We start from the raw sequence: 15,482 nt of genomic DNA on the forward strand, positions 1-15,482 counted from the left end.
CCTGGCGAATAGTCGCGAGGCGAATGTCACCGGGATTAGTGTCAACGTGCCGAGGAACCTGGGGGCTTGACGTGGGCAACGAAGCCAACACCCGACTCGCGGACCTGTTCGGCCTCACCGGCTGGTCCAAGGGCGAACTCGCACGGCTGGTCAACCGGCATGCGGCGGCCATGGGCCATCCGCAGCTGGCGACCGACACCTCGCGGGTACGCCGCTGGATCGACACCGGTGAGTCGCCGCGCGAACCCGTGCCGAGAGTGCTGGCCGCGCTGTTCACCGAGCGCCTCGGACGTGTCGTGACCATCGAGGATCTCGGCTTCGACCGGCGCCGGCAGGCGGGGAAGAAACAGATCGGCGACGGCCTGCCGTGGCCGCCGGAGCGAACCGCCGCGGTCCTCACCGAATTCACGGGAATGGACCTCATGCTCAACCGACGCGGACTGGTGGGCGCGGGCGCCGCGCTCACCGCCGGCACCGTACTCAGCACGGCCATGCACGAGTGGCTGCACACCGATCCGGCCCTGGCGGCCGACGCACCCGTCCTCGACGACCCGCTCGCGGTCGATCCGGTCGCGCACGACGTCTACGAGGCGGCCCCGATCGGCTCCCAGGAGATCGAGTCGCTGGAGCACTCGGTCGAGGTGTTCCGCGCCTGGGACGCCTCACGCGGCGGCGGGCTCCAGCGCAAGGCGGTGGTCGGCCAGCTCAACGAGGTCGGCGGCATGCTCTCCTACCGCCACCCCCCGCATCTGCAACGCCGGTTGTGGGGGGTGGCGGCCAACCTCGCGGTGCTCGCCGGCTGGATGTCGCACGACGTCGGCCTGGAGCCGACCGCCCAGAAGTACTTCGTGATCGCCGCGCACGCGGCACGCGAGGGCGGCGACCGGCCGCGGGCCGGTGAGGCGCTGTCCAGGGCGGCCCGCCAGATGGTGCACCTGGACCGGCCCGACGACGCGATCGACCTGATGAAGCTCGCCACGTCCGGTTCCGGCGAGCAGACCCTGCCGCGTATCCAGGCGATGCTGCGCACCGTCGAGGCGTGGGCGCAGGCGTCGATGGGGCGCGGCCAGGAGATGCGGCGCACCCTGGGCGAGGCCGAGGAGCTCTTCGCGTCCGACGCGGGCGAGGGGCCGCCGCCGAGCTGGATGCAGAACTTCGACGAGGCCGACCTGCACGGCATGCAGGCGCTCGCGTACCGCACGCTGGCCGAGCACGACCCGTCGGCCGCCGTCCAGGCCCAACTGCACGCCAGGCGGGCGATCGACCTGCGCGGCGGCGGCCGCGAGCGGTCGATGATCTTCGACTACCTCTCGCTCGCCTCGGCCTGCTTCATCGCCAACGACCCCGAACAGGCGGACCGCTACGCCCGGATCGCGCTGTCGACCATCGGGCAGACCTCCTCGCACCGCACCTGGGACCGGCTGCGCCAGATGTACCGGCTTACCGCGCGGTACTCCGGGCAGGTCGAGATCCAGGAGCTGCGCCGGGAGATCGAGACGGCGCTGCCGAAGCAGAAGGCGCCCCGGGAGGGAAAGGGGGCGAAGGAGCCCAAGGGGAAGAACCCGCAGACCCGTTCGGTGTGACGCCGCCGTCACGTCACACCGTTGTCGGGCAGCGGGAGAAACCCCTGTCGGTCATGTGCCCACGCCTCATGGCCAGTTGGTGATGACGCCGTGTCGCCCTACGGCCCGTCGTGCGGTCCGATGACCTCGCGGTCGCGTTCGCGTGATCTCACCTTCGGGTGATCGCTCGGGCGGTCAGGAGATCCTCGCGATCAGTACGCACGCGTCGTCCGCCCGGTCGGGGACGTCGAACTCCTCGGCCACCATGCGCAGGCAGTCCTGCGCGGACCGGGCGCCGTCGAACAGCGGTCCCATGGCGAGCAGGCGTGCGGCGCTGCCGCCGGCGGTCGCGTTGTGCGGGGAGCGGCTCGGCACCAGGCCGTCGGTGTGCAGCAACAGCAGGTCGCCGGGGAGGAGTTGTTCCCGCGCCTGGGCGTACCGGGCACCGGAGGTGGCGCCGAGCAGCATGCCGTCGGGCGAGTCGAGGACGCGCCCCGTCCCGTTGCGGAACAGCAGCGGGGCGGGGTGCCCGGCCTGCGCCCAGCGCAGCACCCGCTCACCGGGTTCGTACCGGCAGCACAGGGCGCTGCCGAGGGCGGGCTGCGCGGAGGTGTCGAGGAGTTCGTTGAGCGAGGACATCAGCGCGCCGGGCTCCAACCCGGCGACGGCCATGCCGCGCAGCGCGCCGAGCAGCATCGCCATGCCCGAAGTCGCGGCCACACCATGCCCGGTGAGGTCGCCGACCGACAGTAAGGAGGAACCGTCGGGCAGTTGCATCGCGTCGTACCAGTCGCCGCCGATCAGGCCGCTGGTCGCCGACGGGAGATAGCGCGCGGCAAGGTCCATCGCGGCGGGACCGCCCTCCTGCGGGAAGCGCAGGCCGCCACGCCACGGTGGGAGTACGGCCTCCTGCAGTTCCACCGCGAGCCGGCGCTCGGTCTGCGCGATCTGCCGCTGCCGCTCCAGGGAGTCGCGGGTCTCCCTGAGGGTGCGCTGGCTGCGCCGCAGATCGCTGACGTCGCGGATCACCGCCCACATCGCGATGGTGCCGCCGTCGGCGTCGAAGACCGGTTCGCCGACCATGTGCACGGTGCGCACGGAGCCTTCGGCCCGCACGATCCTGAACTCGCCGTCGATCGGCCGCCCGTCGACCAGGCAGCCGGTCACCATCTCGGAGAGCAGTTGCTGGTCCTCCGAGAAGAGCCATGACGGCAACTCGTCCAGGGTCAACGGTCCGTCCTTCTGGGCGCGGCCGAAGATGCGGTACAACTCGTCGGACCACTGCACCGCGTCGGTGAGCAGGTCCCACTGGGCGCTTCCGGCCCGCCCGAGCGCGCCGACCGCGACCGGGTCGGGCAGCGCGGAGGCGCCGATCGCCGCGTCGAGCGGTGACCCGGGCTCTCGCGCCGGCGCCTCGACCGGCACGTCCAGGTCGAAGCCCTCCCGCAACTGCCCCAGATGGGTGCCCAGATCGTCGAGCTGGTGCACCGCGAGGTCGCACAGCGCACGCTGCCACCGCAGCCGCGGGTCCTCAGCCGCCGACACGCTCTCGCCGAGCACTTCGTCGACCCGGCTGCGCAACTGGCGCGCCTGGCTGATCAGAGCATCCACAGCCCCGGGACCCGGTGGCTGTGCTGCGGGGGAATCCGCGTGCGCGGGGGACGGCATGACGCACTCCGAGGGATGTCTGCGGGCAGCCGCTGGTGCGGCCGTGGCGGACGGTGGGACAGATGGACCAGTAACGACTGTTGCACAGCGAGCGATGGCTCGTAAGGGTTTCCGCGATACCCGATCCGGTGGTGCTTCCGGCATATGCCAAAAGCCCACACTTTCGTGTGTACTTCCTCCGGGCCGCCCAGCCGCGCGCGGAGCGCAACATCCGGTGCCGCGGGGGTACTTGGCGGCGGGACGGAGGCGGGCAGGCGGTGATCTCCCGGTGCGGCGGCACCGGACCGCGCTCAGGACGGGGTAAAGGGGTGCCCAGGCGGTACGCGGGGCACCGGTCCGGCCGAGGGGACCGCCGGGCGCGCTGTCGCGGACGGCTCCTCAGAGCGGCGCGCCGGAGCCGGCACCGCACGCTGGGTCCCCTCAGTGGCGACGGCTGACCGCCGACCGCCGCCGACCGTGCGAGCAAAGGGGACGTCGATCGGCGGTACGGGCGCGCGGCGTCATGCCGTACGCCCGGCCGGGCTCCTTGCCGCCGGGGGGCGGAGCGGAATCGTTCGGAGGTGGAACGGCGAGGGCGAGGTGCCGGGCGCGGCACCGTTTCCGGTGCGGGCGGGGCCAGCTGCGCGTGCGGCCGTACGCCCGGCGGGGCCTCGCGTCAGCCGGCGTTCACCCGGCGCTCAACCGGCCCCGGACCGCCGTCTGGACGTCCACTTCCTCCGCGGGGTCCGCGGCCAGCCTGCGCAGTTGCGCCAGCACCCGGACGTCGCCGGACGCGGCCTTCCGCGCCGCGAGCTCCCGCGTGCTCTCCTCGCAGTCCCACAGGCACTCCACCGCGAACCCGGCCGCGAACCCCGGATCGGTGGCGGCCAGCGCGTGTGCGGCGATCCCGCGCAACTGCGACGACGACGTCTCCCGGTAGAGATGCCTGAGCACCGGCGCCGCGCGGCAAGCGGCGAGCCGCCCCGCGCCTTCGACCAGCGCGTCGAGCCCGTCGGCGTCGGCCCCGCCGGCCTGTACGGCCCGCCGGAGCGCGGCCAGCACGAGGTCGGCGTCGCGCGGCCCGCCGTGTCTGGCCAGAATCCGGGCGGCGGCGTACCCGAGCGGGTCGGTGCGCTCCGCCCACTGGCGCGCGTGCGCGGTCGCGTCGTCGTCGGCACGCCGCTCGAACGACTCGACGGCGGCCCGTACCACCCGCTCGTCCGCGGCGGCCGCGGCGGCCTCCAGGAGGGCGAACGCCTCGGGGTCGCGGCGGTCGACGAGGTGGCGCAGCGCGGCCGCGCGGGCGGCCGACGGGCCGTGCAGGGCCGCGTCCAGCAGCGCGGGGCGGTCCTCGGGCCCGGCCACCGAGGCGAGGCAGCGGGCGGCGGGCTGGTCGCGGTCGAGCACGGGATACTGCGCGAGCCCCTGCTCGGCCCACTCCAGTACGGCCGCGACGCTCCACCCGGGGGTGGGTCCGGCGGACCGCATCTGCCGCTGCCAGCGGTCGAAGGACACCTGCTCGGTGGCCTTGCGGACCCGGGCGGCGGTGCCGGGCCGGGCGGCGTCCTCGGCCCACAGCTGCCAGGGCCGCGGTTCGTACGCCTCGCGGACGGCCCGCGCCAGCTCCGCGTCGCCCTCCTCGGTCTCCGGGAACCGGGCGACCACGGCGGGGCCGAGCGCGCGCAGGCCGGCTTCGTCGTCGCGCACGGCGAGCTCGTCCAGCGCCCAGGACCAGGAGCCGCCGGCCGCGGCGTAGCGGCGCAGCAGCCGCAGGGCGTCGCGGCGGCCGTACCCCGCCAGGTGCCCGAGCACGGACAGCGCCAGCCCGCAGCGGTGCTCGTCGGGGACGAGCAGGTCGTCGGGATGGAAGAGGTGCTGTTCGACCCCGTCGAGCGGGCCCTCGAGGTCGGAGTAGAGGCGGGCGTAGTACAGCGAGCGCGACTCGACCCGCCAGTCCAGGCGGGGGTCGCGCAGCACGCAGTGCTCCAGGGCGGCGAGGGCCTCCGCCCGCTCGGTCGCCAGGGCATGGAGGGGCCCGTCCCCGCGTCCTCGCTGGAGGAGGCCGAGAAGGGTGCCACTGGGCGCTATGTCTGGGTCGAACATGAGGTCAGCATCCGGTGCGGGGGGTCTCATGGCAACGGGATTTCCGTGGCCAGGCGTGTAACGCCGTCCGGCATCCTTACCGGCCACCGGGCTTTTATGCCTGGCGATCGAGTGGACTCCCATGGGGACGGGCGCCGGAAGCCTACCGACTCGCCCCCGCCGCTGTCGCTCCGCCCACCGCCGCCCCACCCTCCAGGCCGCGTCCGCAGTGCCGCGTCCGCCCGCTGTCCTCGACCGATGTCAGCGGTTCGTCGAGCGGCGTACGACGGCCATGACCTCTTCCTCGGGAACCGAGGCCCGCGACACGTCGCCGCGCCACAGCGGCGCGCCGTCGCGATCCGGAGCCGGCCACACCGCCAGCAGCCGCCGCCGGTCCTTGTCCGTGCCGTGTATCCGGTGGTCCCGGACCTCGGACCAGGGGGATGCGCCGCTCCCCGCTGCTCCCCGCGCCACCTCGGCGCCCGGATGCCCGCGGCGGAGAGCTCCGCCGGCCGGCCGAGCCACCGGCCGATCGCCGGCAGCACGCACGAGATCCCGACCACGGCCAGGCCCAGCGCGAGCAGGGTGCGGGTGAGCGGTTCGGTGAATCCGCCGTCGGCCTCGGGCAGGCTCGCTCCACCGGCCAGGGCGATCGCCACCCCGAAACCGCAGGCAAGGAGGAGTCATCGGGACAGCGGGCGGGCGAGCCCGCCGGAATATCCCAGCCGGACGGAACCGTCGTCCGGAGCTTCGTCGCCGTCCATGTCCGTGGACTCCCCGCCTCGGCCCCGTGCGGCACGGCCAGGATGCCCCTGGTAAGCGCTGAGGTGGCTTCGGTCCCGGATGCCCTCCGGCCTCGGTCAAGACCCTGGCGGCCGGGGAGACGGCCTCGGCCAGCCGCCCTGGGGCGTACCGGCGCACCGGCCCGAAAGGTTCGGAAGGTTCGGAAGGTTCGGAAGGTTCGGAAGACAGCTTCTCACGGGGCGTTCCCCTTCGGGAAAGATCCACGTGGCCCTGACAACTCCCGGTCCGGCGACAACCACGGTATGAGAGTCGCCATCGTCACCGAGTCCTTCCCCCCGGACGTCAACGGAGTGGCCCACTGCGCCCTGCGCACGGCCGAGCACCTCGTCAGGCGCGGCCACGCCCCTCTGGTCGTCGCCCCCGCCGGCCCGCTCCTTCCCGAGCCCGGCCAGGACCCCTGTCCCGTCGTACGGGTGCCGTCGCTGCCGCTGCCCGGCTACCCGCAGGTGCGCGTCGCGCTGCCCGGCCGGCGTACCGCGGCCGCCGTGGCCGCGCACCGGGCCGACCTGGTCCACCTCGCCAGCCCCTTCGTCCTCGGCGTGCGCGGGATGGCCGCCGCCACCCGGCTCGGCGTGCCCGCGGTCGCCGTCTACCAGACCGACCTGGCCGGGTACGCCAAGACGTACTTGAGCACCGGCGAGGCCGCGGCGTGGCGCCGTATCCGTGCGGTGCACACCGCCGCCGCCCGCACCCTGGCCCCCTCCAGCGCCGCGGTGGACGCGCTCGTCCGGCAGGGCGTGCCGCGCGTGCACCTGTGGGCCCGGGGCGTGGACTCCCGGCGCTTCCACCCGGACCACCGCGACGACGCGCTGCGCCGCGAACTCGCCCCGCACGGCGAGCTGATCGTCGGATACGTCGGCCGGCTCGCCCCCGAGAAGCACGTCGACCTGCTCGCCGGGACCTGCGCGCTGCCCGGTGTGCGGGTGGTCGTCGTCGGCGACGGGCCGAGCGCCGCGGGACTGCGCGCCGCCCTGCCCGGCGCGGTCTTCCTCGGCCGCAGGACCGGCGACGAACTGGCCCGCCTCTACGCCTCCTTCGACGTCTTCTGCCACACCGGACCCTTCGAGACGTTCTGCCAGACCGTCCAGGAGGCGATGGCCAGCGGCCTGCCCGCGGTCGCCCCCGCCGGCGGCGGCCCGCTCGACCTGGTCGACCACGGCGTGACCGGCCTGCTGGTGCCGCCCCTCGACGGCGCCGCCACCGCCGACGCCGTACGGCGGCTCCAGGCCGACCCCGCGTGCCGTGCCCGCTTCGGCGCGCAGGCCCGCCGCGCCGTCGCCGCCCGTACCTGGGAGGCGGTCGGCGACCAACTCCTCGACCACTACGCCGATGTCCTCACCCGGCACGAGGCGGCGGCGGCATGAGCGGCCACGACCAGGCCGACGCGAGCGCATACGGCGTGACCGGCGTGACCGGCGTGAACGGCCTGAACGGTACGAGCGCGTACGGCGTGACCGGTGCGGGCGGTGTGCGCGGCACGCGCGGGAACGGCCCGGGCCGTACGGGCCCGCTGCGGATCGTGCGGGTGGCGAACTTCGTGACCCCCGTCTCCGGCGGCCTGCGCACCGCGCTGCGGCACCTCGGCGAGGGCTACGCGGCGGCCGGCCACGAACCCGTGCTGGTCGTGCCCGGCGCCGAGCGGTCCGACGAACTCACCCCGCAGGGGCGGGTGATCACGGTGCCCGGCCCCGAGATCCCCGGCACCGGCGGCTACCGGGTGCTGGCCCGCCGCGCCCCGGTCGAGGCGCTGCTCGCGCGGCTGGCCCCCGACCGGCTGGAGGTCTCCGACCGCACCACGCTGCGCTGGACGGGGGAGTGGGCCAGGCGGCACCGGGTGCCGGCCGTGATGGTCTCGCACGAGAGCGCCGACGGCGTGCTCGGCACCTGGGGCGTGCCCGGCCCGCTCGCCCGCAGGTTCGGCGACGCCCTCAACCGCCGGTCCGCGCACGCCTACACGCGCATCGTGTGCACCACCGCGTGGGCGGCGGCGGAGTTCGAGCGGATCGGCGCCCGCAACGTCGTACGCGCCCCGCTCGGCGTGGACCTCGCCGCATGGCACCCCAGGCACCGCGACCCGCGGGTGCGGGCCCGGTACGCGCGGGACGGCGAGGTGCTGCTCGTGCTGTGCTCGCGGCTGTCCCCGGAGAAGCGGCCGGACGACGCCCTCGACGCGCTGGCCCACCTGCGCGGCCGGGGCGTGGCCGCGGCACTCGTGGTGGCCGGGGACGGGCCGCTGCGGGCCCGGCTGACCGAACGGGTGCGGGCGGCGCGGCTGCCGGTGACCTTCCTCGGCCATGTGGCGCGGCGCTCCGACCTCGCGGCGCTGCTGGCCACGGCGGACGTGGCGCTGGCGCCCGGGCCGGTCGAGACGTTCGGGCTCGCCGCGCTGGAGGCGCTGGCCTGCGGCACCCCCGTGGTGGCCAGCGCCCGCTCCGCGCTGCCTGCGCTCATCGGGCCGGCGGGCGCCGCGGCCACCACCCCGGCGCAGTACGCGGATGCCGTCCGGCGGCTGCTGGCCGTGCCCGCTCGGACCCGCCGCGCGACTGCCCGCGCCCGCGCCGAGCTCCACCCGTGGCCGGCGGCCGTCGCCGCGTTCCTCGCCGCCCACGACGCGCCCGTCCCGCACCCGGCCGGCACCGGATCGGACGCCTGGACATGAGCACCGACCTGCCCATGTCGCGGCCCGGAGCGGCCACTTCGGGAGCGGCTGCTTCGGAAGCGGAGGCTTCCGGAGCGGGGACTTCCGGGGGCGCCCGGGGATACGCGCGCGGTACGGCGGCGCGCCAGGAGCCGGCCCTGCGGTTCGCGGTGCTCGGGGACTCGCTGAGCGAAGGGGTCGGCGACCCCATGCCCGGGGGCGGCTGGCGCGGCTGGGGCGCGTTGCTCGCCGAGGGCATCGGCGCCGGGCCGGGCGTCGTCGCCGTGGTCAACGCGGCCCGCAGCGGCGCCTGTTCGGGGGACGTGGCCGGGCGGCAGCTCGCGGTGGCCCTGGCGTGCCGGCCGCGCCTGGCGTCCGTGGTCGTCGGCGGCAACGACACGCTGCGCGGCGGATTCGCGATCGACCGGGTCACGGCCGACCTGCACACCGCGATCGGAGAGCTGCGCGCGGCCGGCGCCGACGTGCTCACCGCGTGCCTGCCCGACCCCGGCAGCGTGCTCGGCCTGCCCTGGCCCTTGGCCCGCCCGCTGGCCCGCCGTATGACGGCGCTCAACACCGCCGTGCACGCCCTGTCCGCGCACCACGGCGCCCTCCACCTGCACGCCGCGCACCGGCCCTGGTCCACCGCGCCCGGCACCCTCAGCGCGGACCGGCTGCACCCCAGCGAGAAGGGGCACCGGCTGCTCGCCCGCGACTTCCACGCGATCCTCGCCGCCCGAGGGCTCGCCGCCGGTCCGCCGCCACGGCTCGACCCCGACCGCCCTCCGCCCGGGCGGCGCGCCTCCACCTGGTGGATGGCCACGCGCGGCACCCGCTGGGTCGCCGACCGCAGCCGTGACCTCCTGCCCGACCTGCTACGGCTCGCCGCCGAGGAGTACCGCCACGAAGTCCGCGGCACGGTGCCCCTCCTGGACCTCGCGGCCCGCCGCGCCACCGAACACGCCCTCGGCGCGGTGCTGCCCTCCTCCCTTACGGCAGGGCGCCCTTGAGCGGGGGTGGCGCTCCCGGCAGGCTGCGGGGCATCCGTTCTTCGAAGCCGTCCTGTTCGACCGGTCGGTACGCTCGTCGTTCCCAAGTGGGGTCCCGCCGAGGGACGTTCGCGGGGCGCCGGATGGATCGAGCACGCGTTGCGGCAGCTCCGGCGCGACACGTCGGAGCCGCGGGTGCGGCGGGTCGGTCAGGCGCTGAGCGCGGCGGGCCGGCGCGCGGACGTGGAGCGGGGCTGGTTCCGCGCCGACGCGTCGGCCGCGTCCCACCGCCGGCGCTACGACCGCCGGGTGGACGCCGCCGGCGCCTTCCCCCTCGCGGTCTGGTGCGAGGCCCTCGATATCAGCCTGACCGGGCACACGCCCGCGGCAAGCTCCTCCCGCTGCCCGCCGAAAGCGGCGACGAATGACCCGGAAGAGCCGCCTGCGGGGCGCGCGGGTGTTCAGCGGCGCCGTGCGGGGGTGAAACGGACGGGGGTTCCTGGGCGGGCCTGGGCGGCGGCGGGGAGGGCCGCGGCCGGGACGACACCGATGACCGGGTAGCCCCCGGTGGTGGGGTGGTCGGCGAGGAAGACGACGGGCCGTCCGTCGGGAGGGACCTGGACGGCGCCCAAAACCATTCCCTCGCTGGGAAGTTCGGCATCCCTGACCCGTTCCAGGGGCGGCCCGAGGGTGCGCAGGCCGATCCGGTTGGACGCGGGGGAGACCTCGTAGCGGCCGCGGGCGAGCACCCGCGGCGCGTCGGGCGTGAACCAGTCGTCGCGGGGGCCGGGCAGCAGCGGAAGCACCAGTTCGGCGCCGAGCCCGCCGTACGGCAGCACGTCGCACGCACCGGTCAGGCCCGACGGGCGTGCTCCGAGGGGGAGTTCGGCGCCGTCGGCGAGCGGCGCGGGGCCGAGCCCCGACAGCAGGTCGGTCGCGCGGCTGCCCAGCACCTCGGGCACGTCCACGCCCCCCGCGAACGCCAGGTAGGCGCGTACGCCCCGGGTGGCCGCCCCCACGTCGAGAACCGCCCCCGCGGGCACCCGTACCGGCGCGCCCCAGGCCACCGGGCGGCCGTCCACCCGGACCGGGCAGGCCGCGCCCGTCACCGCCGCGAGCATCGGACGCGAGGCGCGCACCGCGCAGCCGTTCAGCGTCGTCTCCAGGCCGGCCGCGCCCGCGGGGTTGCCGACCAGGCGGTTCGCCAGCAGGTGCGCCGGCCGGTCGAGGGCGCCGGAAGCGGGCACGCCGAGGTGCGCGTACCCGGGCCGGCCGAGGTCCTGCACCGTGGTGAGGGCGCCGGCGCGGACGACGGTCAGCGCGGTCGGGCTCGCGGCGGCGGTCATCGCGCGGCCGTGAAGCGTACGCCGGTGCCGGGCGCGAGCAGGGCCGCCGGCTCGCGCGCCGGGTCCCACAGCTCCGCGTCCGTCGTGCCGATGATCTGCCAACCGCCCGGCGACGCCCGCGGATAGACCCCCGCGTACGGCCCGGCGAGGCCGACCGACCCCGGGGGAACGGCCGTTCGCGGGGTGGCCCGGCGCGGCACCGCCAACTCCGGCGGCAGACCGGTCAGATAGCCGAACCCGGGGGCGAACCCGCAGAACGCCACCCGGAAGGCGGTGCCCGTGACGGTCGCCACGACCTCCTCCCGCGACATGCCCCACATACCCGCGACCTCCGCCAGATCCGGCCCGTCGAACCGTACGGACAGCTCCACCGCACCCGCCGCGGCGGTCGCCGGCGGCGGCACCTCCCAGCGCACCACGTCCGCCGCGAACGCCCGCGGGTCGGCCAGCCCGGCGACCAGCACCGTACGGGCCGCCGGCACCACTTCCGTCACCGCGCCCAACTCGCCTGCCGCGCGCCGCCGTTCCACCTCCGCGTGCAGGGCCTGCGCCTGCTCGCCGTTCTCCACCTCGACCAGCACCGCGGACTCCCCGGCCGGCAGGGCCCGCGCCCTCATCCGTACGGGCCCGCCCGTATCCGAGCCCGAACCCGAGCCCGTATCCGTATGCGCGCCCGCGCCCGTACTCCCGCTCATGCGAACGCCTCCACCCGCAGCCCCGCGTCCTCCAGCGCGCCGCGCACCCGCACCGCCAGCCGGGCCGCGCCGGGGGTGTCGCCGTGCACGCACAGGGACCGCGCCGCGACCGCGACCGCCTCCCCGGTCAGCGCCGCCACCCGGCCGTCGCGGGCCAGCCCGACCGAGCGGGCCACCACGGCGTCCGCGTCCTCCACCACCGCGCCCGGCTCGCGCCGCGACACCAGGGTGCCGGCCGCGGTGTACGCGCGGTCCGCGAACGCCTCGGGCACCGCCGCCAGCCCGGCCCGCTCCGCCGCCGCCAGCAGCCGGGAACCCGGCAGCCCCAGCACCGGCAGCGCCCCCGCCAGCCGTACGCCCGCCACCACCGCTTCGGCCTGCTCCGCGTCGTGCACCGCCCGGTTGTACAGCGCGCCGTGCGGCTTCACATACGCCACCACCGCGCCCGCCGCCCGCGCGAACACCTCCAACGCGCCGATCTGATAGGCCACTTCCGCCGCCAGCTCGTCCGCCGGCACGTCCATCGTGCGCCGCCCGAAGCCCGCCAGGTCGCGGTAGGAGACCTGCGCGCCGATCCGCACCCCGCGCTCGGCGGCCAGATCGCACACCCGCCGCATCGTCGCCGGGTCGCCCGCGTGGAAGCCGCACGCCACGTTGGCGCTCGTCACGACCGCCAGCAGTGCCTCGTCGTCGGTCAGCCGCCAGCGGCCGAAGCCCTCGCCGAGGTCGGCGTTGAGGTCGATCGCCGCTCGCGCCACCGCGTCCTGCGCCATGATGATCCGCCCGGGTCCGTCGCCTCGCATCGGCCCGCCGATGCCCGTGGCACGATCATGGCAGCTCCCCGCCGCTTCCACCCGGCACCGCCCACCCCGTACGCATCCGTGCCGTTTCGTGCGTTGTCGGTGGCACCGCCTAATGTTGGGGCGTGACCACGACCGTCCCGCACCTTCCGCCGCAGCAGTCGCGGCAGCCGCCGCCGCAGCCGCTGCCGGGTGCGCCGCGCCCCGCGCCGGGCCCGGCGGCCGACGAAGGGCTGGCCCGCCGGCTGCGCGCGCTCGCCTGCACCGCGCCGCTGCACGACCTCGACACCCGCAAGGCGAACCTCGCCGGCGCGTACTCGGTCTACGCGATGGCCGAGGTGGCGCTGGCCGCGATCGACCTGGTCACCCTCAACATGGACTTCGACACCGGCGCGGACCACGACCAGATAGTGGCCAGACTGCTGCCCCGCGTCGCCGCCCAGGCCCCCACCCGCACCCTCGCCGAACACGAGCGGGTGGCCCGCTGGGTGCTGGAGAACCTCATCAACGTCGGCAGTGCCGACCGCGGATTCCGCGCCGTCTACGGCACGTTCGGCGCGGACGGCGCGTACATCCGGCGGGACTACGACTTCAAGCTGATCGAGGAGGTCGCCGGCCCCGGCGGCAGCGTGTACCTGCGCACCACCGACGAGGCGGTCAACGTCCTGGTCGGCGCCCTCGACACCGACGTCACCAGCGCCCAGATCGCCGCCGAGGTCAAGCTGGAGGTGCTGATCAGCCGCGGCCGCCTCGCCGACGCCCAACTCGCCGCCGAGCAGGCCCGCTACCGCACGGTGCAGTACGCGGAAACCCTCCGCCGCACCCTGGAGGCCACCCGGCGCAACGTCCGCGCGGTCGACTGGCTGCGCCAGGTGCCCGACATGATCGCCGAGGCCCTCGACCACGTCGCCGACCGCTACCGCCACGAGAACGCGATCCTCACCAACATCCGCAAGGCGCGCGACGAAGCGGAGGAGCCCGAGCACAAGCGGCGCGCCGCCGAACTGGTGGACATCGTCAAGGACTGCATCCGCCGCCACACCCAACTCCAATCCCGGCTGCTGGAGGCCGGGCCGCTCTTCCGCGCCGAGCAGGACCGGCAGGCGTTCGCCGCGCCGCCCGCCCGCGCCGGACTCGACCTGTACGGCCAGCTCGTCGCGCCCCTGCTGCCGCTGCCCGTCGAGCAGGCGTCCCGCGTCACCGACGCGTTCTTCGCCCGCGGCACCGGCCTGCGCACCCCCGGCGCCGTCCGCGTCACCGACCTGGTCGACCTCCTGCTCACCCCGCCGGTCGAACGCGACCACCTGGGCGCGGAGATGCCCGAGCCCGACCTGGTCGCCACCCCCGACGACTCCCGGTTCAGCGACGAGCAACTGGAGTCCGCGCTCGCCCTCCTCGACCTGCCGCACGACGCCCCGCGCCGGCTGTCGGGGCTGCTCGCCGAGGCCCGCCGCCAGGACCCCGACCTGCCCTACCTGGTCGCGCTCCTCGCCATCCACGCCGCGTCCCCGCCGGTCGGCACCGCGCACCGGCAGGGCGAGCCCCACCTGCTCTTCGCCGTGGACGACGGCACCGTGCTCGACGACCCGGAGTTCGGCGGCGCGGACCTCATCCTGGGGACCGCTCTGCTGGCGGGAGGTGCCGACCGTGAGGGGTGAACGCCGGGTCGGTCCGACGGGCGGCGACCCCCGCGTCCGCGGCCTGGCGGATGGCCCCGGCCCCGGTTTCCGCAACGGCCCCGGTTTCCGCAACGGCCCCGGCCCCGGCTTCGGCTCCGGGCGCCCGACCGGCCCCGCCCACCCGCACCCAGCCCACCCCCAGCACCCAGAGGAACGCACGACGTGATCACGGATCGGCAGGACGACACACGGGAATCCGGCGAGGCGGCCACCCCGTCCCCCATCGTGCCCGGCGATGTCGCGGACGCCGCCCGCCTGGTCGGGTTCGGGTTGCAGCCCAAGCTGGTCCCGGCCCGCGACGCGGAGTACGCGGAACTGATCCGCCGCCACCGCGAGGACCCGGCGTTCGCCCGGCTCGCCGACGCCGTGGCGGCCGGGCTCGGCCTGATCGTGCTGGAGGTGTCGCCCCGGGCGGGCATGGCCGTCGCCGCGGGCGAGGACTCGGTGTTCGCGGTCCGGATGGGCGACTACGCCCGCCGCGCCGCGTCCGACTCCGGCGACCGCTTCCTGCACGGCCTCGCCCACCTCGCCGCGGCCGCCCTCGCCTTCCCCCGCCCCGAGGACCTGGCCGACGACGGCTACATCGGCCGGATCACCGTGCACGGCGTGGACGCCTTCGTCCGGCAGGCGTGCCGCCGGCTGGAGGAGCGCGCCGACGAGAGCGGCGAGAACACCGACCCGGCCAGCGACGCGCCCGGCCTGGAGGCGGCCTGGCGGGTCTACACCCGGCGCAGCGCCACCGGCGCGACCAAGGACGCCCGCCGGCTGGCGAGTTCGACCACCGGCATCATCGGCAAGGCCGTCGCGTTCCTGGTCGACTCCGGCTTCCTGCAGCGCACCGGCGACGAGTCGGGCGGCACCTACCGCACCACCGCCCGCTACCAGCTCCAGGTCCGCGACATGGCGGGCAGCGCCGCCATGGCCGAACTCCTCGACCTCGGTGTCGTACCGGTGGGCGACGGCACCGCCACCCTCGTACCCGCCGCGGCCGACGGCGAGGCCGCGGACCTCGCCGCCGACGCCGGCCTGCCCTTCCACGCCGGCAGCTGACCCGTGCCCCGGCCGGCCCCCGCCGCCGCGCCACCTGAACCCCCGATCCGTAGCCCTGACCCGTACTCCGACTCGTAGCCCTGACCTCGTAGCCCCGACCGGCATGCACCCGCCGAACCCCCCGACCCGTTCCCCGAACCCACGAACCACCCCCGACTCACCCCCGACCCGCATCCACCCGCCGAAGCCC

At 75.8% G+C, this 15,482-nt stretch carries 12 protein-coding genes; 6 read left to right on the top strand and 6 right to left on the bottom strand.

All coding sequences use genetic code 11. The annotated features are described in order from the left end of the window. Positions 1-71 precede the first annotated feature (71 nt). Positions 72-1,583: a hypothetical protein gene (locus tag AB0399_RS08685; protein ID WP_366410728.1), complete on the top strand. Its 1,512-nt coding sequence runs from the start codon at positions 72-74 to the stop codon at positions 1,581-1,583. A gap of 174 nt (positions 1,584-1,757) precedes the next feature. On the opposite strand, the gene AB0399_RS08690 is transcribed toward AB0399_RS08685, so the two are convergent. From AB0399_RS08690 to AB0399_RS08700, 3 genes are all read right to left on the bottom strand, one after another. Further along, complete coding sequence (locus AB0399_RS08690; RefSeq protein WP_366410729.1) at positions 1,758-3,230, bottom strand: SpoIIE family protein phosphatase; 1,473 nt, start codon at positions 3,228-3,230, stop codon at positions 1,758-1,760. A 666-nt stretch (positions 3,231-3,896) separates the two neighbouring features. Next, complete coding sequence (locus AB0399_RS08695) at positions 3,897-5,312, bottom strand: HEAT repeat domain-containing protein (protein ID WP_329362270.1); 1,416 nt, start codon at positions 5,310-5,312, stop codon at positions 3,897-3,899. Positions 5,313-5,552: 240 nt separating this feature from the next. Further along, on the bottom strand, positions 5,553-5,765 hold the full coding sequence (locus AB0399_RS08700) for a hypothetical protein (protein WP_366410730.1): 213 nt from the start codon (positions 5,763-5,765) through the stop codon (positions 5,553-5,555). A gap of 572 nt (positions 5,766-6,337) precedes the next feature. On the opposite strand from AB0399_RS08700, the gene AB0399_RS08705 reads away from it, so the two are divergent. The 3 genes from AB0399_RS08705 to AB0399_RS08715 are packed head-to-tail and all read left to right on the top strand — an operon-like array spanning position 6,338 to position 9,743. Continuing rightward, entirely contained in the window at positions 6,338-7,459 is a 1,122-nt protein-coding gene (locus AB0399_RS08705) for a glycosyltransferase family 1 protein (RefSeq protein WP_366410731.1), read from the top strand. Beyond that, positions 7,456-8,754, top strand: a complete 1,299-nt coding sequence (locus AB0399_RS08710; RefSeq protein WP_366410732.1) for a glycosyltransferase — start codon at positions 7,456-7,458, stop codon at positions 8,752-8,754. The genes AB0399_RS08705 and AB0399_RS08710 overlap by 4 nt, the downstream gene beginning before the upstream one ends. Next, positions 8,751-9,743, top strand: coding sequence for an SGNH/GDSL hydrolase family protein (locus AB0399_RS08715; RefSeq protein WP_366410733.1), 993 nt, complete (start codon positions 8,751-8,753; stop codon positions 9,741-9,743). Before AB0399_RS08710 ends, AB0399_RS08715 begins: the two co-directional genes overlap by 4 nt. Before the next feature lie 440 nt (positions 9,744-10,183). Here the strand turns inward: AB0399_RS08715 and AB0399_RS08720 are convergent, their stop codons facing one another. From AB0399_RS08720 to AB0399_RS08730, 3 genes are all read right to left on the bottom strand, one after another. Next, on the bottom strand, positions 10,184-11,068 hold the full coding sequence (locus tag AB0399_RS08720) for a biotin-dependent carboxyltransferase family protein (protein ID WP_366410734.1): 885 nt from the start codon (positions 11,066-11,068) through the stop codon (positions 10,184-10,186). After that, positions 11,065-11,685 (bottom strand): allophanate hydrolase subunit 1, encoded by a 621-nt coding sequence (locus AB0399_RS08725; protein WP_329373661.1) that lies wholly within the window; start codon positions 11,683-11,685, stop codon positions 11,065-11,067. The genes AB0399_RS08720 and AB0399_RS08725 overlap by 4 nt, the downstream gene beginning before the upstream one ends. A 74-nt stretch (positions 11,686-11,759) precedes the next feature. Continuing rightward, positions 11,760-12,536 carry a 5-oxoprolinase subunit PxpA gene (locus AB0399_RS08730; RefSeq protein WP_366410749.1) on the bottom strand — a complete coding sequence of 259 codons (777 nt, stop codon included), beginning with the start codon at positions 12,534-12,536 and terminating at the stop codon, positions 11,760-11,762. Positions 12,537-12,748: 212 nt separating this feature from the next. On the opposite strand from AB0399_RS08730, the gene AB0399_RS08735 reads away from it, so the two are divergent. Both AB0399_RS08735 and AB0399_RS08740 read left to right on the top strand, forming a co-directional pair. Further along, positions 12,749-14,221 (top strand): hypothetical protein, encoded by a 1,473-nt coding sequence (locus AB0399_RS08735; RefSeq protein ID WP_329373657.1) that lies wholly within the window; start codon positions 12,749-12,751, stop codon positions 14,219-14,221. Between the two features lie 243 nt (positions 14,222-14,464). Continuing rightward, positions 14,465-15,292: a hypothetical protein gene (locus AB0399_RS08740; protein ID WP_366410750.1), complete on the top strand. Its 828-nt coding sequence runs from the start codon at positions 14,465-14,467 to the stop codon at positions 15,290-15,292. Positions 15,293-15,482 lie beyond the last annotated feature (190 nt).

Origin of the sequence: Streptomyces sp. NPDC088194 (assembly GCF_040702025.1) — a bacterium.
In the GTDB taxonomy this organism is placed as follows: domain Bacteria; phylum Actinomycetota; class Actinomycetes; order Streptomycetales; family Streptomycetaceae; genus Actinacidiphila.

Excerpts from the sequence above, each read along its gene's own strand:
- AB0399_RS08690 (WP_366410729.1), bottom strand. The coding sequence starts at position 3,230 with ATGCCGTCCCCCGCGCACGCGGATTCCCCCGCAGCACAGCCACCGGGT.
- AB0399_RS08695 (WP_329362270.1), bottom strand. The coding sequence starts at position 5,312 with ATGTTCGACCCAGACATAGCGCCCAGTGGCACCCTTCTCGGCCTCCTC.
- AB0399_RS08705 (WP_366410731.1), top strand. The coding sequence starts at position 6,338 with ATGAGAGTCGCCATCGTCACCGAGTCCTTCCCCCCGGACGTCAACGGA.
- AB0399_RS08710 (WP_366410732.1), top strand. The coding sequence starts at position 7,456 with ATGAGCGGCCACGACCAGGCCGACGCGAGCGCATACGGCGTGACCGGC.
- AB0399_RS08715 (WP_366410733.1), top strand. The coding sequence starts at position 8,751 with ATGAGCACCGACCTGCCCATGTCGCGGCCCGGAGCGGCCACTTCGGGA.
- AB0399_RS08720 (WP_366410734.1), bottom strand. The coding sequence starts at position 11,068 with ATGACCGCCGCCGCGAGCCCGACCGCGCTGACCGTCGTCCGCGCCGGC.
- AB0399_RS08725 (WP_329373661.1), bottom strand. The coding sequence starts at position 11,685 with ATGAGGGCGCGGGCCCTGCCGGCCGGGGAGTCCGCGGTGCTGGTCGAG.
- AB0399_RS08730 (WP_366410749.1), bottom strand. The coding sequence starts at position 12,536 with ATGGCGCAGGACGCGGTGGCGCGAGCGGCGATCGACCTCAACGCCGAC.